Source organism: Filimonas effusa (assembly GCF_004118675.1).
Taxonomy (GTDB): domain Bacteria; phylum Bacteroidota; class Bacteroidia; order Chitinophagales; family Chitinophagaceae; genus Filimonas; species Filimonas effusa.
The window spans coordinates 2,087,330-2,110,887 of record NZ_SDHZ01000001.1; the positions used below are offsets into that span (position 1 = coordinate 2,087,330).

At 43.1% G+C, this 23,558-nt stretch carries 12 protein-coding genes; 5 read left to right on the plus strand and 7 right to left on the minus strand.

Features of this window, described 5'->3' with window-relative positions:
- Nucleotides 1–6: 6 nt before the first annotated feature.
- Complete coding sequence (pyk, locus tag ESB13_RS07790) at nt 7–1,497, plus strand: pyruvate kinase (RefSeq protein ID WP_129002444.1); 1,491 nt, start codon at nt 7–9, stop codon at nt 1,495–1,497.
- A gap of 93 nt (nt 1,498–1,590) precedes the next feature.
- On the opposite strand, the gene ESB13_RS07795 is transcribed toward pyk, so the two are convergent.
- Both ESB13_RS07795 and ESB13_RS07800 read right to left on the minus strand, forming a co-directional pair.
- A complete protein-coding gene (locus ESB13_RS07795) occupies nt 1,591–2,610 on the minus strand; it encodes a hypothetical protein (RefSeq protein WP_129002445.1) in 1,020 nt (339 codons plus the stop codon).
- A gap of 255 nt (nt 2,611–2,865) precedes the next feature.
- The gene (locus tag ESB13_RS07800) at nt 2,866–3,591 is read right to left on the minus strand and encodes a metal-dependent transcriptional regulator (RefSeq protein WP_220399566.1); all 726 of its coding nucleotides are present in this window, start codon (nt 3,589–3,591) and stop codon (nt 2,866–2,868) included.
- Between the two features lie 72 nt (nt 3,592–3,663).
- On the opposite strand from ESB13_RS07800, the gene ESB13_RS07805 reads away from it, so the two are divergent.
- The 4 genes from ESB13_RS07805 (at nt 3,664) to ESB13_RS07820 (ending at nt 10,207) form a co-directional block, all read left to right on the plus strand.
- Nucleotides 3,664–5,706, plus strand: a complete 2,043-nt coding sequence (locus tag ESB13_RS07805; RefSeq protein WP_129002446.1) for a TonB-dependent receptor plug domain-containing protein — start codon at nt 3,664–3,666, stop codon at nt 5,704–5,706.
- A gap of 79 nt (nt 5,707–5,785) precedes the next feature.
- Complete coding sequence (locus ESB13_RS07810; protein WP_129002447.1) at nt 5,786–8,419, plus strand: TonB-dependent receptor; 2,634 nt, start codon at nt 5,786–5,788, stop codon at nt 8,417–8,419.
- Between the two features lie 17 nt (nt 8,420–8,436).
- Entirely contained in the window at nt 8,437–9,507 is a 1,071-nt protein-coding gene (locus tag ESB13_RS07815; protein ID WP_129002448.1) for a sensor histidine kinase, read from the plus strand.
- Complete coding sequence (locus tag ESB13_RS07820) at nt 9,485–10,207, plus strand: LytR/AlgR family response regulator transcription factor (RefSeq protein ID WP_129002449.1); 723 nt, start codon at nt 9,485–9,487, stop codon at nt 10,205–10,207. Before ESB13_RS07815 ends, ESB13_RS07820 begins: the two co-directional genes overlap by 23 nt.
- Nucleotides 10,208–11,075: 868 nt before the next feature.
- Here the strand turns inward: ESB13_RS07820 and ESB13_RS07825 are convergent.
- The 5 genes from ESB13_RS07825 to ESB13_RS07845 all read right to left on the minus strand — a co-directional run bounded on the left by ESB13_RS07825 (nt 11,076) and on the right by ESB13_RS07845 (nt 23,508).
- Nucleotides 11,076–13,649: a T9SS type A sorting domain-containing protein gene (locus ESB13_RS07825; RefSeq protein ID WP_129002450.1), complete on the minus strand. Its 2,574-nt coding sequence runs from the start codon at nt 13,647–13,649 to the stop codon at nt 11,076–11,078.
- A gap of 264 nt (nt 13,650–13,913) precedes the next feature.
- Nucleotides 13,914–16,739, minus strand: a complete 2,826-nt coding sequence (locus ESB13_RS07830) for a glycoside hydrolase family 95 protein (RefSeq protein WP_129002451.1) — start codon at nt 16,737–16,739, stop codon at nt 13,914–13,916.
- A gap of 8 nt (nt 16,740–16,747) precedes the next feature.
- The gene (locus tag ESB13_RS07835; RefSeq protein WP_220399567.1) at nt 16,748–18,313 is read right to left on the minus strand and encodes an MGH1-like glycoside hydrolase domain-containing protein; all 1,566 of its coding nucleotides are present in this window, start codon (nt 18,311–18,313) and stop codon (nt 16,748–16,750) included.
- 7 nt (nt 18,314–18,320) lie between these two features.
- A complete protein-coding gene (locus ESB13_RS07840) occupies nt 18,321–21,095 on the minus strand; it encodes an alpha-d-galacturonidase (protein WP_129002452.1) in 2,775 nt (924 codons plus the stop codon).
- Between the two features lie 394 nt (nt 21,096–21,489).
- Complete coding sequence (locus ESB13_RS07845) at nt 21,490–23,508, minus strand: sensor histidine kinase (protein WP_129002453.1); 2,019 nt, start codon at nt 23,506–23,508, stop codon at nt 21,490–21,492.
- Nucleotides 23,509–23,558: the final 50 nt, after the last annotated feature.

Below are 23,558 nucleotides of genomic sequence, written 5' to 3' on the forward strand. Positions count from 1 at the left end.
TGATGTATGTCAAAGAATGTAGAAAAATACCTGCACAAAGAAATGGACGCCCAGGCAGGAATAGATCATAGCTTTCACAGGACCAAGATTGTAGCTACAGTAGGTCCCGCATGTGACACATACGAAAAGTTACTCGATCTGGTAAAAGCTGGTGTGAATGTGTTTCGTCTTAACTTTTCTCATGGTACACACGAAGACAAAACAAAAATCATCGAGCATATCCGCAACATTAATAAATCTGAACCATACAATATCTCTATCCTCGGCGATTTACAAGGCCCCAAGCTGCGCGTTGGCGAAATAGAGAACGGAGCACTTGAAATCAAAACCGGCGATATCCTCACTTTCACTTCTAAAGAGAAAGTAGTTGGTACAATGGAAAAGATCTATGTCTCCTATCCTAACCTGCACGAAGACGTAAAAGTTGGCGATAAGATCATGATCGACGATGGCAAACTTGAAGTAGTTGTTATCGAGATCAAAGGAGAAGAAGTAAAAGTAGCAGTTACCTACGGAGGTGCACTCTTACCTAAAAAAGGAGTGAACTTACCCGATACCGCAATTTCTCTGCCTGCCTTAACAGACAAGGATATTGTAGATCTCGAATATATCATTGAACAAAAACTTGATTGGGTAGCTTTATCTTTTGTACGAAAAGCAGAAGATATCGTAGATCTGAAAAAACGTATTGCTCTCAAAGAAAGCCCTATCAAGGTCATCGCCAAGATAGAAATGCCTTCTGCAATGGCCGATATCCGTAACATCGTTCTGGAATCCGATGCGGTAATGGTAGCACGTGGTGACCTCGGTGTTGAATTACCGGTAGAGAAAGTACCAATGGCTCAACGCGATATCATCCGTAAATCTATTCACCGTGGCAAGCCTGTAATCGTGGCTACTCAAATGATGGAAAGCATGATCGACCGCACCAAGCCCAACAGAAGTGAGATCACCGACGTTGCCAATGCGGTTCTTGAAGGAGCTGACGCCGTGATGCTTAGCGCAGAAACTGCAACTGGTAAACACCCCGCTCTGGTAGTTGAAACCATGCGCAAGATCATCATCGAAGTTGAAAAAACAGAATATCGCTATAACAGGGAAGAAGATCTGAAACCTCAGCCTCACTCTCCTTCATTCCTGAGCGACGCACTATGTTACAATGCTTGTAAAATAGCCAAAGACGTAAGCGCTGACGCCCTGATAGGTATGACACAAAGCGGTTATACTGCATTTACATTAAGTGCTTATCGCCCTAAATCACCACTCTACATCTTCACTAAACAACGCAGCCTGGTTAACCAGTTAAGCCTGAGCTGGGGTGTTCGCGCCTTCTACTATGATGAAGAGGAAAGCCTGGATGATATCGTATTCGACCAGATCAATATCCTGAAAGAAAGAGGATTTATCAGCAATGGAGATATTGTGATCAATACCGGTAGTACACCAATTTCATTGCACCTTCCTACCAACGTATTAAAGGTTACGAAAGTTCAATAAACTACTCCTTGAGTAGTGCCTTATAAGCAAAAAGAAAGGCCGCACCCCAAAGGTGCAGCCTTTCTTTTTTATCCCATTTTAAGTCTTTCCGATTCAACTAAAGGGAATACGCAGGTTCAGCTTTATAAAAAAACACTCGATGATCATATCCTTTGATAATTTTGCCGTCCTTGAGGCTTCGCTGTAAGTAACTCCCGCAGCCTGCAGTAATTTATCAATAGTGAGCCTGCCGTCCGCCTGATGCGACATTTCTTCAAGTAACTCGGCCATCCACTCTTTTTTATTACACGATAAGCGTAAAGCCGTATAGCTTTCATAAGAACCAATATCTATTTCCAGCTCGGCGATAAATAATCCCGCATACCAATCAACAAAATCACTCTCTATATTAAATCCATTCAGAACAGAAAGCATGTTCATAAAACTTACAAAATGCTGAGGCGATGTCCCCCATCTCATCTTCCAGGTATCGGGATCATTTATTAATTTCTGTAGATCGTTGGGCACTCCAAATCGTGTCTCAATAGCCCGCATAGTATTGTAAATGCTCTTATCACACTTATCATTAAGGGAACCAAGCCTCGCCATCAAAACAGGTAAACACCTGAGATTCCCACTTATAAAAAGGACCTGGCAAATTTGCCGGACTTCAATATCATTTCGGGTACATTTAAGCGCATCTAACAATAATGAAATCCCCTCATTACCCGCCCGCCCGGCTGCAGCAATGCCATGCCTGTGATAACAACCATCATCAATGCGCATCATACGCCGTATAGTAGCTATAGAAAGCTGCTCCGGCAATCGGCGCTTATGAATGCTTTTTATAAGTAAGGCACGCGATCCGGGAAGCTCTTCCGTCTCTATACAATCAAGCAGTTTTGTAATATACCTTTCTTCCAGGAAAGGAGGAAGAATGAGCGCAAGCAGCTCATAACCGTTTTTCCGGAAGAGAGCCCGCCTTTCTTTTTTGAGATAACGAAACAATCCCGGCAGATAACAGGCAAAATCATCAAAACTCCATTGATTGATTTTCTTTTGCAGTAAAATGGCGATGTTTTCACTAAAACGACCTCTGATCAGTCGTCTGACTTTTAAATGTGTATTTATCATAAGGTTTTATTTAGATAAATAATTACACTGCTGGTATTATGGGGGAATACACAGACACATCCCTATAAAAGGATGCTGGTTATTTGCCGAAAACACTAGAAGGGGGGCGGCAAATATTAGTCAGATACGAAGGAGTGCTGAATATCGTATAAGCAACCTGACAGATAAACCGTCAGAATAAAATTATTATTTTTTTATTAACTAATATAGAAAAAATAGAAATTCGTGGTAAACGGGAACCGGATTATAAAATATTTACTGTACTTGCTCTACCAGCAGACGTTCAGTAACAGTATTACTAAGCGTTACCGACTGAAATCTGCTGTAAGATACTGTCATACTCCCATCAAATGGCTCTATAGTCCGAATCTTGATTTTCAGCCCTAATTTCAACTCGCGGCTATTCAGATAAGTCAGAAAATCGGTAGCAGAATCAATTACAGCTGCAAGGCGAACGATTTCTCCAGGCTTACAACTACTGAGTTTATTATATTGTTTCCAGACTATTTTGCCGCTTTTATCCGGTATAGGCGATCCATGAGGATCTACTTTAGGATACCCAAGCATGGCATCCATTTTATCAAAAAAAGCAGGCGACTGGATATGCTCTATCTGTTCAGCAATCTCATGAACTTCTTCCCATCCAAATCCCATTTTTTCAACAAGGAACATCTCAGTTAGCCGGTGCTTCCTGATAATAAGCCCAGCCTCTTTTTTGCCCTTTTCAGTTAACCGAAGTGGCTTATAACTTTCATAATGAACCAGTTTTTTATCAGCAAGCTTCTTCATCATACTGTTAACGGTAGGCATTTTAATTTCCAGCCGTTTAGACAGCTCATTCACTCCTGCCTCCCCTTTCTCGTCCGCAAGGATGAACAAAGCTTTCAGATAATTCTCTTCGGTTAATGAATTCATGTGGCAAAAATACAAAAAGAGCCTCATGTTGAAAGGATTAGGAATATAAAGACCTAAAGCAAACATAGTATTTGTAAAATATTTTTGTTAGTCTAATCTAACTTTATATTTTTACACCACATAAAACAAGTTTCACCTATGCAAAAGTTATTGCTGTCGGCATTAATGCTGTTAATGGCCAGGCAGTCCATATGCCAGCCCCCATCACGTATAGATACTAGTACGGGAATTCATGATCTTGACGAGATGGTCATAACAGGAACAATGAAAGCAGTAAGACGAACAGATAGCCCTATCCCTGTAGAGGTATTGACACCTCAGTTCTTTCGCAAAAACCCAACGCCATGTCTTTTTGAGTCTATAGGTATGGTTAACGGCATTCAACCACAACTCAATTGTAATGTGTGCAATACCGGCGATATACATATTAACGGAATGGAAGGCCCCTACACCATGATCCTGATTGACGGAATGCCTATTGTGAGCAGTCTTTCTACTGTTTATGGCTTGAATGGCATCCCCAATAGCATGGTTGAACGCATAGAGGTGGTCAAAGGCCCAGCCTCCTCACTTTATGGATCCGAAGCAATGGGCGGTATCATTAACGTTATCACCAAAGATGCTGCTCATGCACCCGCCATTAGTGCCGATGTATTTGCCACTTCCTGGAAAGAGATCAATGCCGATGTAGCAATGAAATTAAAGGTCGGCAAGACTTCAGGACTATTAGGCATCAACTGGTTCAATTATCAGTCGCCAGTAGATCACAATAAAGACGGCTTTACCGATCTTACCTTGCAAAACAGGATCTCTCTATTTAATAAATGGAACTTCGGCAGGGCCCGGAACAGGCAGGCCAGTATTGCTGCACGTTATGTATATGAAGACCGCTGGGGAGGACAAATGAACTGGAGCAGAAAATGGCGCGGCAGTGACAGCATCTATGGAGAGAGTATTACCACCAGGCGATGGGAATTTATTGGTACTTATCAGCTGCCTCTAAAGGAAAAGATTATGGCGCAATTGTCATATAACTGGCATGACCAGGGATCCTACTATGGCACTACACCTTATAATGCCAACCAGCAGGTGGCGTTTGCACAACTTTATTGGGACAAACAGTTTGGATCCAATCATAGCTTTCTGTTAGGCGGCTCCTACCGCTATACGCTTTATGATGATAATACGCCTGGAACAACCGCAGCAGATGGCGTAACCAATCAACCGGCAAAAACACCCCTGCCCGGTTTATTTATCCAGGACGAATGGACCATCAACAGTCATCATACACTTTTAGGTGGATATCGTTACGATTACGATAAATATCACGGTCACGTACACTCCCCAAGGCTTGCATATAAGTATACTCCCGATAACAGACACATCATCAGAGCCAGCTTCGGTACCGGTTACCGGGTGGTTAATCTATTTACAGAAGACCATGCCGCCCTATCAGGCGCAAGGGAAGTTGTGATAGCATCTGCGCTGCTTCCTGAAAGATCTTATAATAGCAATATTAACTATACCCACAAGATACAGTATGGCCGCACCTTTATAAATATGGACCTTACCGGCTTCTACTCCTGGTTTACTAATAAAATAATAGGAGACTTCGATTCCGATCCTACTAAGATCATTTACAACAATCTGAATGGGCATGCCATCTCACGGGGTATTGCGATGAATATAGATGCCGTTTTCCCTTTCCCATTAAAAGTACTTGCAGGCGTTACCCTGCAGGATGTTTATCAGGTTAATGAAAATACAGAAGGCAAAATGATCAAAACAGTACAATTACATGCTCCACGATGGTCAGGAAATTTCGTTGCTGGCTATAGCTTTAACGGCGGCTGGTCTGCAGACCTTACAGGGAAATGGAATGGTCCTATGCGGTTGCCAATACAACCGCGCGACTATCGCCCGGAATATTCTCCCTGGCACTGCATTACGAACATTCAGATTACCAAAAAGATAAAAGACAGGCTCGAAATATACGGAGGTGTTAAAAATCTCTTCAACTTCCTCCCCTCCGATCCTCTGATGCGCCCTTTCGATCCGTTCAATAAACATGTAAACGACCCCATAAATAATAAGGAAGGATACAACTTCGATACCGGCTATAATTATGCCTCATTACAGGGAATAAGAGGTTTTGCAGGAATACGTTACCAGCTGCGGTAAGTATTTTTGGCAGCATCATTTTTTGATTTGGCAGCAACACCGGAAGCCAGGTAACCAGGGCAAAATAGCTTTGCCTTATATGAAAAAGCTAGTAATACTTATCTGCCTGTTTCTTATTTTCCGGCAGTTGCATGCTCAGATGCCTCATTTTCAACTGCCCAGCGGGCGTATTTATGGTAAAATCGTCGACAATGCGGGAAAAGCTGTCAATGGCGCTTCGGTAGTATTATTACAACCAACCCGTGACAGTGCCGGCGGTAAACTGCGCAACATATTAGTAAAAGGAGTCATTACCAGATCTTCCGGAGAATTCAATTTCGAGGATATCCCCTTTCAACCTGACTTGAAGCTGAAAGTTGATGCTACAGGTTACATAAGCCTTGAAGAAACCATCTTCCTGGCACAGGCAGGAACTGGCCCTTCTCCAGCCTCACCCGGCACCAGCGCCGCTTCATTACCAGGCGCCAATATGCCAGCCATGGGAAACACAGAGAAAGATCTGGGCAAATTAACGCTGATCAGCAACGCTAATCTGCTGGAAGGTGTAATAGTTAGCAGTACCTCCAAACCATTAATGCGCCTGGATCTTGATAAAAAAGTATTCAACGTCGAAAAAAATCTTGTCAGTGCCGGCGGTACCGGTCTCGACGTTATACAGAACGTTCCTTCGGTGAACGTAGATATTGATGGTAACGTCACCATTCGCAACAGCTCTCCGCAACTCTTTATTGATGGCCGGCCTACCACCTTGTCGCTCGACCAGATACCTGCTGCCAGCATTGAAAGCGTAGAAGTGATTACAAACCCTTCTGCAAAATACGATGCATCAGGCGCAGGTGCTGGCATTCTCAATATCGTGCTTAAAAAAGACAAGAAGAAAGGATACAATGGTAACGCCCGCGCAGGAATTGATAGCCGTGGAGGCCTCAATGGTGGACTGGACCTAAATGTAAGACAGGGCAAATTCAATGTTACTGCCAGCGGTATGATTAATCAGATGAAAGACAAAACTACCGGTACAACGGAAAGATTCAACCTCACCACTACTCCTCAGACAGCCATTTCCCAGTCGAACGTAGACAAGAATAATGGTAATATGCTTTTTGGCAAGGTGGGACTGGATTATTTCATGAATAATAAAACCAGCCTCAGCCTGGAAGGCGTGCGTATGCATGGAGAGTTCACACCTACAGGACTATTGAACACCTATACCGACAGCCTGTTCCTTTCCGGCAAAAGAACCAGCTTTAGCCAGCGCGATGCAAATAACAGCCGTAACTTCAACGGTGGCGGGCTGAAGCTTGGCATGAAACAATTATTCGCTAAAGAAGGAGAAGAACTTACCGCCGACATTAATGTCTTTGGAGGAAAAAATACCAATAACGCTAACTACTTCACCCGCTATTATGACCAGGGGATTGGTAGCAACATTATTGGAACACAACAGCAACAAACCATCGGCACAGGTAAAGACCGTTTTTATACCTTACAAACAGACTATGTAAAACCCTTGGGAGAAAAAACGAAGTTAGAAGCAGGCTTGCGTGCTTCTCTACAACATATAGAAAACGTAACCGATAACTACCTCTATAACCAGGTAAGCGGTAAAAGCGAAAAAGTAGATGCTGCCAGCACCAACTATAAAAATAACAATAATGTATATGCTGCTTACCTTTCAGTAAGCAGCAGTATTAAGAATTTTGGTTATCAGGTAGGCCTTAGAGCCGAACGCTCCAATTACAACGGAGACCTCATCACAACTGGCGAACACTTCAGCAATAACTACCCTATAAGCCTTTTCCCTTCCGTTTTCCTGAGCCAGAAACTGGCTGGAGATCAGCAGTTACAACTGAGTTATACAAGACGTATTAACCGCCCTAATTTCTTTCAACTGATTCCATTTACAGACTATTCCGACAGCCTTAATATTACGCGTGGTAACCCAGACCTCGTACCGGAATTTACCAACTCTTTTGAATTATCCTATAATAAGAATTTCTCCCGTTCTTCTACATTTCTGGCGAGCGTTTACTACAGGCGTAGCAATCATTTGATCACACGCTATCTGGACACCACCATTAATGCAATCTCGGGAAAACAAGATTTGGTAAATACTTATATTAATGCAAACTCAAGCTATACAACAGGTGCGGAAATAACTTTACAAAACAATGTCAGCAATTGGTGGGATATGTCAACCAATTTGAATCTGTACAATTCCCGGATCAACACTGGCAATATTGGCGGTGGATCATCGGAAGCATTATGGAGCTGGTTTGGTAAGATGAATCATAACTTCAAACTACCTGCAGGACTTGCTTTACAACTTACAGGAATGTATCAATCCAAAACCAATCTTCCTGTAAATAATAACAAAGGCAACATGGGAGGCCCTCCGGGTATGCAATCCCAAAGTGCATCACAGGGATATATTAAATCTTTTTATAGTATAGATGCGGCCATAAAGAAAACATTCCTGAAAAATAATGCAGCCGCCGTATCGTTAAGTATAAACGACATATTCAGAAGCCGCCGCACCGATCAATATTCTGAAAGCGACTATTTTACCCAGTATTATAGCAGGCTGCGCAGCCCACAAATGGTTCGTTTAAACTTTACCTATAGATTTGGAAAGGCAGACCTGTCTATTTTCAAAAGAAAGAATATGAACAGCGACAACAGTATGCAAAATGCAACACAGGGTATGCAGTAATTATCTAAATTGGATGTATGAAGGTTTCCTATCATAGCAAATGGATTACATTTTTACTGCATGTAACGGTATGGATAGTGATATTTTCACTTCCGTACCTCCTGCGGCATTCGTATGAAAATAGCGGCGTTGGCAGGTTCCATTCCCCTCCTCCCCTGAATGCAGCCTCGATACTGATAAACCTTACCTGGGTGGGATTGTTTTACTTAAATTCAGAATTATGGGTTCCCTGGTTCATTAACAGGCGAAAATACCTGTATTACGGAATTTCGCAGCTGATAGCTTTCCTTGCTGTGATGGGCATTCATTGGTTGATATTCACCTATATTATTCCTGCAGATGCGCACAAACCCAATTTCCGCGCTGTAGTTTTCATAGACTTTAACCTGGCGCTCTTCCTTCTGGTCGTCGCAGCAAGTACCGCTTATCGTTTGATCTCTGAAAAGATAAGACTTGAGAACCTGGAGAAAGAAAAGCAGAAGGAGAATATGAAAACAGAATTGTCCTTTTTACGCTCTCAGATCAGTCCGCATTTTATGTTCAATGTATTAAATAACATAGTGGCGCTGGCCAGGCTAAAATCGGATAAGCTGGAGCCCACTATCTTCAAACTGTCTTCGCTTATGCGTTATATGTTGTATGAATCTGATGAAAGAAGGGTTCCCCTCGGCAAAGAGATAGAATATTTGAAAAGTTATATTGATCTGCAGCAATTGCGTTTCGGACAAAAAGTAACAATATACCAGGAAATAAGTATTACAGACGAGTTGGCCGAGATTGAGCCAATGCTATTGATCCCTTTCGTTGAAAATGCCTTTAAACACGGTACCGGTTATATCCAACAACCCAGAATCGAAATAATACTCGCGCAAAAAGCCGATCTGCTTACGTTCACCGTCAGGAATAAATTCAGTGAAGCCGTTGACGAACCCAAAGATCATACTTCCGGTATTGGATTGGCAAATGTGGAACGTCGTCTTACTTTGCTATATCCCAAGGCACACAAATTGCATATCACACGAGCGGAAGGCTGGTTTACTATAATATTACAATTAAAACTTCACGATGTTACAATGCATAGCTATTGACGATGAGCCCCTGGCCCTTGACCTGCTTGAAAATTATATCAGCAAGATCCCTTACCTGCAACTGGTAGGAAAATGCCAGGATGCATTTGAGGCAACGCAGTTATTGCAAGACAAAAAGGCGGATCTGATTTTTGTGGACATCCAGATGCCTGGACTTACCGGGCTTCAATTCATCCAAAGCCTCCAACAAAAGCCGATGATAATACTGGTAACAGCTTACGAAAAATTTGCATTGGAAGGTTATCAGCTTGATGTAGTGGACTACCTATTGAAGCCAGTAGAACTTGAACGCTTTATTAAGGCCTGTAACAAAGCGAATGAATTACACCAGCTGAGAACTACAGCTACCTCTAAGCATGCCTCTCAGCCGGCCCCCACCTATTTCTTCGTCAATGCCGACTACAGCCTGGTTAAGGTACAATTCAATGATATCAGCTGGATAGAGGGATTACGGGACTACATAAAAATTCATCTTAAAAGCACAGGCAAACCCCTGATAGTACGCTCAGGCGTTAAAGCAATAGAACAGGAATTGCCACCCGATCAATTTGTAAGAGTGCACAAATCCTATATCGTATCAATAGAAAGCATCAGCTCGATACGAAAGAACAGCATTTTTATACAGGATATGGAAATACCTGTAGGCGCCATTTACCGCGACGCAATAGACCGCCTGACCGGCAAAACCGACCAAGGATAGTACCCTCCTTAAATAAGGCAATGCAATCATTTATATGTCTGGTGAGGTTAGAAACTGGTGTTGTGGCAGCTGGTTCTAATAGCAGTTTTCAGTAGTTGTTCTCCTGGGAGGAAAACACCGGTTATAATTAGAGTAACCGGCAATTGTAAGATAATTGTTAATTAGTACACTTTAACTATGAATATTCGAATAAGCGTCGTTTCTTTGTGGAACAAAAGACAACAACGATAATTCAAATTTTTCTCATAAGCAGTTAGTTTTGGTTGCGGCCCCTGTTTCAACAGGGGCCAATTTATTACTATAATTTGAGACAGACAACTATTTTTTTCAAATTCATTTTTTTAATATCTATCAAAATACACCCCCATCGCCAATTTATAGCCGCCAAAACAAGATTCAGATTATATTTCCAACCGTTTTAATTCTTTTTTTTCACATAAAAGATCCAAAAAAGCAAAAATCACCCGGCAATTTCAGTAGAGAATAAAAAATATTTTTTCTTTGCAACAGCAATCAAATAATACATAAAGGCCCTGCAGGTACAATTGGCAAGCCTCCAACACATCAGTTTAAAATACATCTCAAGAAAATTCCGGTTAATAGAATAGAGTACAGATAGATTCCAGAGAGAGCTTAAAATAGGATTAATAGCAGGTTATTCCGGCAACAGCAAAGAAAACACTTGGGTGCGTGGATATTCTATAGGTAGCTGATACAAGGTATAGCCTCGTCGGAACTGGCGGAGGATAAAAAGCAAGCCCCTCCCGAGAGGCGGGAGGGACTGGGTGTAATCATAGGTTATTGACCTAACAACCAATAATGAACAATTAAACCTAAAACGAGCAACCTTTAATCAATATGAAAAACACTATGGAGCAACAACATATGAAACCGTTCCTATTTGGCTATTCTGCGCGGTACGCAGCTCTATAATGTATGTTCCCGCAGCATAACCTGTATTATTTACTTCTTCTACCTGATGTTCACTTGTATGCCAGATTTTTCTGCTTTGCATTAATACGCCCAGGCTGTTATAAACGCTCATGTAAACGTATTTATCGAGGTAGCCGGAAAAACTGAGATATATCTTTGCTTTAGTAGGGTTGGGGTAAGCAAGAAGAATGCTCTTTTCTCCAGCGTTCGTAACCATCAATGTATTCGACCGCTCTTCACAGCCTGCTGCTCCCTTAACCAGACAATAGTATACACCAGTGGCATCAGCACTCACCTCCAAGGAACCAGATTGTGCACCGGTAATACTTGTTTCATTCAGAAACCACTGGAATGCCACCACATTTTGACTTGTTGCTGCTGTTAACATAACCTTTTCTCCAGGAGCGAGACTGGTTTTGTTGCCGGCAGCAGCAATAGTTACCTTTGGAGCATTTACCGCTGTAACAGTGAAACTGTAACCGATACTATCAACTCCTCCATTCTCTTTTCCCCCATTATCTCTGACGATAATTGTTATTATCGCATCGCCACTTGCGAGTGGCATTAACTTATATCTCAGAACTGTAGCTCCGTCGGTATCACGAATAACAACTAGTTGAGAAAAGAAGTCATCTCTGTTAGCTTCTGCAGTTACAGTAACGCACTGGCCCACTTCTGGCCCTGCTGAGATCCCGGTAAGAGAAACCAAGGCTGTATTATTGCTGACACATATTGTTTGATCTGCAACAGGGTTAATAGTTGGTGGATCATTCACATTCTCTATTCCTATAACCAATGCAGTATCGTAATACCGGCCATTCGTGGTTGCTCTTACGCGTACATTATATGCCGGCTTTAACTCATAATCAAAAGCCTGCACCGTTCTTAGCTCATTACCTGCAATCAAAAAATAACTGTTGTCACTGTCTCCGGCGCCCTGGGTCAAACTATAGGAAACCGGATTCCCACCTTTCATCATCTTAAAAGTACCCGCCAACGTGCCAGAAGGCTGATTCTCGTAAATGACAGCCGGTTCAAATAAAAGGGTATCAGCTATTGACTCCGATAATGTAATATTCATTTCTACCGCATCCGAAGTATTGATACTATCACAGACAGTTAATACCAATGCATATTCCGGCGTCGCCTCCACCATCCAATGCTGGTTAGCAACAGACAATTCTCCTGTTAATTCATTAATGACGAATGCGTCGCCGGCATTGCCCTGTATTATCTGCCAATTCCTCAATATTCCAACCGGTCCTTCATTTATAGCTTGGGCTATCCCAATTGTAGAGCCGATAGCTGCTGCAGGATCAATTTCTATTTTCTGCCCCGGCAATATCACTGGTGGCCGGGCATCTACTTGTATTCGGTGAGCGATAAGTGAAGCACCATTACCAGCAACAGGCAAGGTAAGATTAGCATTGCGGGCATTTGCTCCTTTAATAGTTCCTCTGTTTAGCTGTAAAGCATTGGTGGCAACATAATCCAATCCGCTACTGCTATCTCCTGCATGAACTTGGTAGATAAAGGTTAATGCACTGCTGCACGACCCCGCTGCATAAGACGCTACACCAGGAGTATTACCTGTATTAAGCCGGAGATAAGGAATCCCATCATTTGTATTTACAATAACCACCTTATCGAAGTAAACCACGATATTGATCTCTTCCTCTCTCCCATAAAGCCCCTCCGGCTTCGTAGTTGCAACCGCAATGATCTTAGGCGCCGCACCTGCAGAATCGGAACCCGAATCAATTTCTCCTATAACAGGTGGAAGTCCCCATAAGCGGATTCCTCCTGAACTGGTTGTAAAGGAGTTGTCCCAATTCGCATTATCATTCAACATTGCCCTGAAAGCAGCAGAGCTATCCTCATACCATCCCTTATACCGTGCATCAACCGTCTTTTCCGAAACATCTGCAGCCGGATTTCTAACCCATATGCCGCAGCCATTACATAGTCCCGGAGGGTATACTGATGTGGAATTAGAAGCAGCAGCCGATACATCCCAACCTGCAACCGTTGTTGTTTCAGTCCGGTTGTAATGCAACCCTGCAATGAACCTTACCGCACTTGGCCAACTCCCCTGAAAGGCAAAAATCTGATCTCCTGCTGCCGCAAGATCTATCCTACCAGACATCGGCTTCAGCACTCCTTTGTCCGACTCTACCACCGAATTCCCAGACCAGATTTTGACCTGTACCCCATATTGCAAGGGATCATTTGTCCGCCACTCCAGAATTCCCTCACCAGTTCTACCCACCCCGGAACTTAACCAGCCATTATCCGTGAACAGAATGACAGTAGAAGCTGCTATGCCATCTTCCCGTAAAATGATAAAGCTGATTGTATCCACAGTACCCGTAGTATAACCTGTAAAGGCTATGTCCCCACCTGTTAATATTGTTTGAGCTCCAGCAACTAAAGCATTAAAACTAAAGGCTAAAAAGCATGTCAGAAACATCCGGAATCTTTCATAACTCCTTCCGTATGGTATTTTCATAGTGTTTTTTTTAACAACAGATCAAAGATAGAAAAGCCAATGCCCGCCTGCCAAATTTCTGCTATTCAAGATATGAACACTAATGGTATATATTTTTTTATAATACAATTGTAATTTCTGAAAGCCAATACAGTATTTGATTCTGGCAATAACAACTGTTCAGAAATTTAAAAAAAACGTTTTCATTACTATCAAAAAACTTAAAAGAAAAAGGGCTGCCCGATGTAAAAGCAGCCCTTTTTTAGAGAAATAATATTATTTTTTTCAACGGAGAGCTAAAGATGGATCCAGCCGGTACAATCTCCCTTTAGTAGTAGACAAACGTCTTCTTTTACCTTCGTAGGTAACCCAAATGGTGTTACCTGTAAGAGAACGAAGATTTAAACATTTCAACTTGCCTGCTTCCCATGACAGATCAGCGATAAAACCGCCGCGTAGCCTTAATCCTTTAATATCTCCGCCTGGTAATGCAGCAGGTAATGCAGGTAATACAAACAAGGTATCCCTGTTACTTTGCAACAACATTTCCGCCATAGCAGCAGCTCCACCGAAATTACCATCGATCTGGAAAGGTGGATGTGCATCAAAAAGATTACTATATACTCCCCCCTGTTCCGAACCATGTGTATTCTCTGCAGAAGACAGAAGCTGGCATAACATTTTAAGAGCATGATCACCATCTTTCAATCTGGCCCAAAGATTTGCTTTCCAGGCAATACTCCAGCCTGTGCCTTCATCACCTCTGTAGAGCAACGATTTTCTGGCGGCCTTCATAAGAGCAGGAGTATGGGTCGCAATTTCATTACCAGGATAAACAGCCCATAAATGCGACACATGCCTGTGTGTATTGGTAGTATCGTCTATGTCCTGTAGCCATTCCTGAAGCTGCCCATAGCGCCCGATCCTGTTTGGCGCAATTCCCCGGTACTGCTGTACCCAAACTCCCCTATCGGCTATATCAGTCTTAAGTACAATCGACGCCGCAATGCAATTGCTGTACAGTTCACGTATAATCTGGTGGTCCATAGCCGGTCCCGCCACTAACCCTCCCTGTTCAGGAGAATTGGAAGGCGTGCTTATCAGCCATCCTGTGGCCGGATCTTTTACTAGGAATGTATTAAAGAAAGCGGCCGCATCCTTCATTACAGGATAATATTTACGCAGGAAGACAGTATCGCCGGTAAACAGGTAGTGCTCCCATATATGACGACATAACCACGCTCCTCCGGTAACCCAAATACCATGTGTAGAAGAGTTGATAGGTGCTGTAGCACGCCAGATATCAGTATTATGATGTAACACCCAGCCAGGAGCCCCGTAATGCATTTTGGCGGTATGGCTACCGGCTTCCCGAAGATCCTGTATCATACGGAACAAAGGCTCAGTACAATCCCCCAATCCAAGCATTTCAGCAGGCCAATAATTCATTTGCAGGTTAATATTGGTCGTATACTTGCTGCCCCACGGAGGGGTCAGCAGATCATTCCATAATCCCTGCAAATTAGCCGGTTGTCCGCCAGGTCTTGATGACGATAGCAGAAGATAACGCCCATATTGAAAATACAGGGCCAATAACGCCGGATCCTTCTCCACCGAAAAGCTGCGGATTCTTTCGTCTGTAGGTAAACCTGATTGAGAAGTCGCACCCAACTGTAAAGAAACAGAACTGAAATAGTGCCTGTAGTCAGTTATATGTCCTGATTTTATTTGCTGGTAACCCAGCTTAGTGGCAGCCTGGATAGAATGCTTACAGGCCGATGCCGGTTCCACACTAAGGTCTTTATAAGTTTTAAAATTGGTAGCAGCTGTAAGATAGAACACCGCTTCATCAGCAGCATCTATTTTTAGACAGTTGTTTTCTACAATTACTTTACCGGACTTCGTTTCGGCGCGGAGATAGGCCACACCGCGAAGTGCACCGTTCTTCACCTGAACACTTAATGAAATGGTTCGTGCATCTACTTTCTGAACAATATACCCTTTGTGTAATGCGGAAAACCCGGCGTCCATGGTTATACTGCCTGTTTTATCGGCCCATATCCGCATGGCAATTACATTATGCGGATAGCTTGCAAGGTATTCTCTGTAATATTGAATACCACCTGCTTTATAGCTAACAGTTGCAAGTGCATTATTTAGATTCAACTCCCGGCGATACCCGCTTGCGTCCGCGATACTGTTACTGCGAAAATAAACATCACCAAAAGGCTGATAACTTGCTTCATATTGGGGATAAGCAGGCGGCATATCATCCTGTACAGCATACTTCCAATCGCGTGACAACGAAATAGCATCTTTAGGATCACCTCCTTCTGGATATACCACCAACAACGGCTGACTCCCCTTCAACCCCGTAAAACCACCCTTATCAAAAAAGTTGATGACCTGTACTGCTATAACATTTTGTCCTTCCTGTAATACTTCCGCCGGAATGGTATAAGTTCTTTTGGAGCTGATCCCCTCATCACTGCCTACCAGTTTGCCATTAACATAAGTATAGTCCTTATCACGAATCCTGCCCAACGCTACAATCATATTTTTGCCTTTCCAACGGGTAGGCAATTCAAAACTTGTCCTGAACCATAATGCACCGTCCAGCCCCTCAAGACCTGCAGTCTCCCATCCGTTGGCCAATGGCAACTGCATTGTTTTCCATTGGCTGTCATCTAACGATGGATCAGCCCATTTTACATTCCCACTTACCGCTTTTAACCAGCTTTCACGGTTTATTTTATAAATACTATCATCAATGTCCTTCAAACCCATAAAATGTGCTTCAGCCATTGCTTCAGCCTCCGCCTGCCTGCCTTCTGCCAAAAGCTGCCGTATCGGCTGTAGGTAGTTGACAGCACCGGAATGCGCATATTCACGGGGTCTACCGGTCCATAAAGTGGATTCGTTAAACTGAAGATGCTCTTCCTTGACACCACCATAGATCATAGCTCCCAAACGCCCATTACCTATTGGCAACGCTTCGGTCCATTTTGTTGCCGGTTGCCGGTACCACAGATCCAAAGGCTTTTGCTGAGCAGCAAGATCCAGTTGCCCCAATACCAGCAAGCCCAAAAAAGAAGCAAAGCAACTCTTCATAAAACAAGCTATTTAAGCACTACAGATGCGGGTTTCAGTTTTTTACTGTACCAGATTTCCTGGCCGTCGGCATAAATACGGAAGCCTCTTCCTTTATTATAATGCGTTCCTGTTTTATCCCATAGAACAGTGACCAGCTTTCCATGATAAGATACTTTATCAAGACAGAACCAGTCCCATCTGCCTTCGGGAATAAGCGGGGAAATAACCAGTTTATTTTCCGAAGAAGGTTTTATCCCTACCAGGTCGTTGATAACAAGATCTACAAACCCTGAATGATTATAAAAACTACTCCTTGGATTGTCCCCCTTCAGCCAATAGCCAGTCTTTTCATCCTGGTACTCACCGATATAAGGCTGTCCGTTTTTTTGATGTGACCAGGCATAAGTATGGAACGCATCATAAAAAATTTCAGCATTCAGGTTCTTGGGATATTGCTTATAGTTTTTCAGCAGATTAGAAAATCCTTTTAAAGTTTGAGTAGAGGCAAAAGGCCAGATAGCTCCATCCCATTCACAGGAGTGTCCTGTACCATGCGTTCTAAAGGCAGGATGTCTTCTCTCTGCAGTGGTCAACCCCCAGGGTGCTTTGAAACCTGTAGTATCCGTTATTTGCTCCCATGCTTTACCATATCTCTTTTCATCGTCCGGTAAGTTGAAGTACCAGGGAATAAAGCCTATTGCTTCTCTTGCGTCGGAAAGACCACCTTTTTCCATACCTGTTTTAAAGAAAGAGGCATTGCCATCCCAAAGGCTATCCTGTATCAACTTGCGAAGTACGATGGCCTTTTGGCGATATTCTGCGGCTTTAGCAGGCTGCTGCAGAATATTAGCCATTTGCTCCATCGCTCTTGCATTACCATACATGTAGCTGTTGATACTGGGACGTTTGTTTTTTACTTTTCTGCCTCCGCTGATCGATTCTTCCATGGCATCTTTTACATCATATTGCCAGAACAAACCAGAAGGTAATTGACGATCCTGCTCCCAACGATGATAATCCTCTTCCATATCAGTGAACAGGGACCGGATGAAAGCAGTATCTTTTTGCACCTTAAATAATCCATATACCGCATCTTCCGTCCAACCACTGAAACCATACAAACGCGGCGCTTTAAAGTGTTTGTCTTTTTGCAGCCAGAAACGGATATATTGCTGGATATACTGCGTATCACGTAACCAGCGCCCTTCATATATCTGGTGTCCAAGTGCACTGCTTACAGAATTGTATTTCCCCGCATGTTTAACAGGCGTAATGAACTCCGTAAAAATAAACCCTTCATCTGTTTGCTTAAGATGCTTACGGAATGTCCACCACCGGTAATAGTAAATATTTTCAATGATACTATCCGGACACTCAAACAATGGTACATTCGCCGCCATCCAATCATAGGCTCTGATATTAGGAACATAGTTTTGTACATCCTGCGTATCGGCTGTATTGAATTTAGTAACGTACCTCTGTAATATGTTGTTAGACAGCACAGAAGAACTACGTTGCTGCGCCATAGAAGGCGCCAGCGCTATAACGCCTCCCAGGGCAAATACTATTTTTTTAAATGCACTTGTCATCATTCTTCTTTTATTCAAATAACCAATCCAGTTCCAATTTGGTAACACCTGGCACAAGGCCTGCGTCATAAGGTTTGATAACCTGATCACTATCGATAAAACCTATTATCATGCAAGCCCCTTTAGCCAGAGTCAACGTGTTGGTTCCTGCAGGGAAAGAATAGGTATGTATATTCACCGCAGGGAAGCCGGTTATTACTACACCGTTTGCAATTTTTGTTTCCGCCTGACCATAGTCATTAGCCGCCGCATTCGTTTCCAGCTCAGGAGCGCCGAGCAGCCACGGGCCTTTTTTATTAAAGAAACCTACCAGCACTTTCACTGGTTTGGCATTGGAGAAACGTATGGTAGTTCCCGCTGCTATCTGGCGCGCTTTATTAAATCGGTAGCCCTTTAAGTTGGCAAGCTCGGGTGCATAGTTCTTGATAACAGACATCGTATCGGAAAACATCATTTGCCCTACTGCAAAGGTATAATTACCTGCGTATTCACTTAAAACAGTAACATCTGCATTTTCCAGCAGCGGCTTTTTAGTGACAGTTGCTGCTACGGGCTTTGGATTTTTAAGTGAATCGATACTGCGTTCGAAATGGCTCAGTTCTTTTTCATAGAAAGGTAATAGTTCTACCCAGGTTTTGTTTTTACCATTATCGCCACCAATAGGAATTTTACGTTGTGCAGTTTGCATGCTGTTAGCATACCTGTAAGTGCCCTTTGTAAGATCAGCCAGCTCTCTGTAATATTCTACACTCTTACGGAGATATGGTAAGGCACTGTCAAGATCGGATAACTGACGGGAATATTTATATCGCAATACCCAAAGAGAGGCTTTCGACTTTTCTGCAAAGCAATTGGCTAGTGCGCGATAGCAATACATATCGTTTTTGATGCGCAGAAATTCATCTTTCTCCTTTGTAATTCCTGCTGTAGCCTGTTCAATAGCCTGCACTGCTTTATTTCCATGAGCTACCACTTCATTCATTACCTGCACAGGAGTTTCTCCAATGTGTTTTTCTTTCTTCCATTCTTTTTCGGCATACTCTATCAGCATCTCTCCCTCTGGTCCTTCAGAATCATATAGCAATGTAAATAAACCAAAACGGAAGGGATTGATGAGCTGATTCATAAACATTCCCAACGTAAGGGTCTGTCGGTTCCCATCCGTAATACCCACCCTGCGTAACAGTTTGGGAGCTATTTCACCCGATTCTTCATAAGCAGTCAGAATGTTTTTTCCTTGCGCCTGCTTTGTTCCAAATTTATCAGCCAGTAAGCCACCCCAGTATTCTACTTCCTGATTGCGGTCTCTGCGGCAATTCCAGGCATAACGTGCCCACTCCTTGTACCAGATCCAATCTCTTTCAATTTGCAAAAGACGTGGTGAAGCGCTATCAGCCGCATAAGGCCAGTCCCAGAAAGAGGCCTGCGGATACAGGTGAAGCGCATTGCCATGATGAACATCATGCATAGCCTTTACACTTTTCTGGATAAAGTCAGCACTTCCATACCGGAACGGTTCCAGGTTTGCAAGAATATGAACATTCTCTATTTGCACAGTACCGTTTCTGCTTAGGTTACGGTGCAGTTCTGCCCAGGGCCCACGGGGGGTATAAGTGGTCAGGGCCTCTCCGTTATATTTGGCTTCTGTATAAAGATTCTTATAGAGTGGCGTTGCTGCTTCCATTACCGCTGGCGCATCAGTATCATGCGCTCTCAGTACAATAGGGGGTTCTTCTGTTTTACCCAATAATTTCAAACCGTCTTTTACACCAGGTATGATCGTTTTAGTGAACCACTCTATATCGTCATTACCAACACCTTCCATCGCCTCACCCAATGCAACCATCAAGCCCACATTCGGATATTTCTGCACAAAAGCCGCGATTGATTTACGGGTATAATCTGCTATCAATGGAACAATAGGTCGCTCCCTGTCCTGTGTTTTTATATTATGTTTCTCTGCAAAAGGCTTCGAGACTATGATATTATAGAACATTTGTATCACCCATATCCCTCTTTTATCGGCCTCTTTTGTCAGAAAACGGAATACTTCTTCATTTTTCTTAAAGGTAGCATCATCTACTTCTACTGCATAAGGGTAGTCCTTTAGCTTAACCAGCGAAGCGAAAGGATGACCGCTCCATAAGTATAAAGAATTCATTCGATTCTCAACCAGGGAGTCGAGATAGCTGATCCAATGTGCTTTATCATAAAACCAGGGAAATTGCTCCGGGGTGTAAGGATACTCATATACGGTACGTCCGGGAAGATAGTATGGCTTCTGCATACCAATACACGCCCCCCTCAACACCATTTCGGGCTGGTCGATCATTGTAATGGCATCGGGCAGTTTGCCGGTCGTTTTAATACGGTCAGCCAGCTCAAGACAGCCATATAAAGTGCCGGAGGCATCAGCACCGCCAACAAACTGGGCATAGGAAGTTTTCTTTTTTACCGCTGCACCGGGTGCTCCAAGTACAAACCCCTCCTTCCCGGGTTTGGTTTGCTTATTTATTTGGAAAACACCAGCAGTTGCCTTGAAAAGCGCATCATCCCAAACGCTGATGACTATTACCCTCTTTTGAAGCGAAGGGTTATCCTGCTTAACTGTTGTTACCTGATAACCGGTCTGCTTTAAAGCAGCAACTAGCTTTTCAGCACCAAAGGCTACTCTGCCGTGAGGAGTCTTGGGCAGGATAATTGTGACTGTTTCTCCGGCGGGTTTAAAGGAGCAAAACAATAATACACAACAAACGAAGGCAATCCAATTTCTGATTGTTTTCATACTTCCATTCAATTTACGTCTTCTTTTAATAAAAAACGGGGGGCTAACGGAGAACCGTCCCCCCTTAACTGCTTGCTTTATGCTAAGTGTATGATCTCATATAATGCGCGCTCTTTTCCTCTGTGTGCTGCAAACAAATGCAAGGAAACTGTTAAACCTGGGAACTATAACGGTGAAAGCAACCCGGTCAACAAAATGGGACCGGTATAAGAAAGAAAAGAATGAAACAGGATTTGATGACCTGTGGCAAAGCTTCTGATTCATATAGCCGCATATAGTTACGAGAGCGATGATCTGAATATTATAACTGCTCAATAAATTATAACGGAGTGAAGGTAAAGTCATGCCCTTGGGTGGACAATGGCAGATTTCTCTGTTATGATGGAATATCTTACTATTTAGCCGCCTTAAGCTGGAAGTAAAAACGGGTTCCGGCCCCTTCCCTGCTTTCCAGGTATAACACTCCACCGTTGGCAGAAATAAATTCCCTGCAAAGCAGTATCCCCATTCCTGTACCTGCTTCCTTCGCGGTTCCCTGGCGGGATGACACTGTTTGTGCATTCAATAATTGCTCAGCTTCCCCCTTTGTCATGCCAATTCCACTATCGGAAACAGCAATCTCTACGAAAGTCAGACTCGTATTAACGGCAGATAAAACCACTTTCCCACCTGTATTGCTGAATTTAACCGCGTTATGCATTAAATTCAACAAAACCAGGCGCAACTGGGCCGGATCTGCCCATACCATTATCGAATCTGCTACCTGAACCTCCAATATAATCTGCTTTTTCCTGGCGGCCAACGCAGTCTCAACCAGGATCTGCTCAAATAACACAGGCAAAAGAAGATTTTCAGGACGCGGAATTAAACCATTGGTTTGCGTTAACGACCAGTTAAGAATATTGTCCATCGTCATTGAAATACGCTTCAGCTCAACACTTACTTCCAGCCTCAAACGACTAATACGTTCTGGCGACGTTGTCCCCGGTATCATATGATCCAGAAGCCAGTATAAATTATTCAACGGTGTCTTAAAGTCATGAGACACGATCCCCAGCAACTTGTCCTTTACTTTATTACTGGCGGTTAGGCTTACTAACGCCTGCTGCAATTCTTTTGTTCTTAAAACAACCTCTCGTTCCAGCCTGTAATTATGTTCCTTCATCATTTCCATCGCCGCCTGCTGCAATGCTGCAGTCTCTCTTTTCAGCAGCAGATAACGGAACCCTAGCGCAAATGAAAGCAGGATCATTTCAATGGCCGATCCTATGGTCAGCGCATGCAATGTCCAGCTTTGCACTCTTAATAGCCCCATTACACAGGCTGCAAAATAAACGATAGCACAAAGCAGAAAACTCCAGGCGGCAAGAAAGTAAATGGCAGGCTTATATTTCTTTTTATACACTGCTGCAGCAAGCATGATCACCAACAATGGTGTAAGCAGGCTTAACAGCTGTTCCTCGTGTATTACCAGCGTCTGCCATCCTGCGATATTGCAGGCTACAACAATCCACATCATGTGGCTGATTATCTTCAGCAACCTGGTTAGCCTGGGAGCCAATACACTCCCCTGCAAAAAGGAAATAGCAAAATGAAGCCCGAACATATAGCTTATAGCAACCATACTAAAGCCATAAGTACGTATAAAGTCTGCAACTCCTTGTCCGAGAAAAATCCTGAAGCCACGTAAATAAAGAAGAATAAAACTGCCTAAAGTAAACAGGTACCCCAGGTAATACAAATAGCTTTTATCTCGTATCCATACATAGAGAGATAGATTATAAAAAAGCAATGCCAGCACAATCCCCGCATACATGAGCTCTGATGCATATAAACGGATATAAGAATGCCACAACCCCTCACTGGTTGAAAGAGTAGCAGGTATAATAAGCGAATTTGACGACCGGACTCTTACCCAAAATTCTTTTGACATACTACCTGCTGTATCTGCCGGGATACGAAAGCTATATGCCGGCAAATTCAACGCATTAAGACGATGAGGAAAATGGCTTCCCGCATGCGCTACATGCAACTTACCCTTGTCGAAGTAATAAAGAGTAATGCTATCTATATTCGTGTACTCAAAAAGGAGAAAGAAATATTTTTCTTCAATATTGGCAGCACGGCCATGTAACCAAATAGCCGATTTTGTTAATCCATAAGAAAGCAAATGCCTGTTCCCTGGCTTGAATTGAGCTTTTACTTCCCCCTTCTGAATATCGGGGAAACTGAGACTGCCGGACTTATCTTCGTAATATTCGGTATGTGTAATAGCATTAACGTTAGCAGCAGACGGTTGCAAGTTGACAATAGGCTGTGCCGCCACGCTACTGCCTGCAATGCAGCCTGGCAGCCATGATAGTAAAAACAGCAACACAGGTAGGGTAAAGCTTCGCATATTGTATACTAACATACGCCATTTACCAAAACCTATGCCGCATTTTCATTCTTTTTTTCTCATTA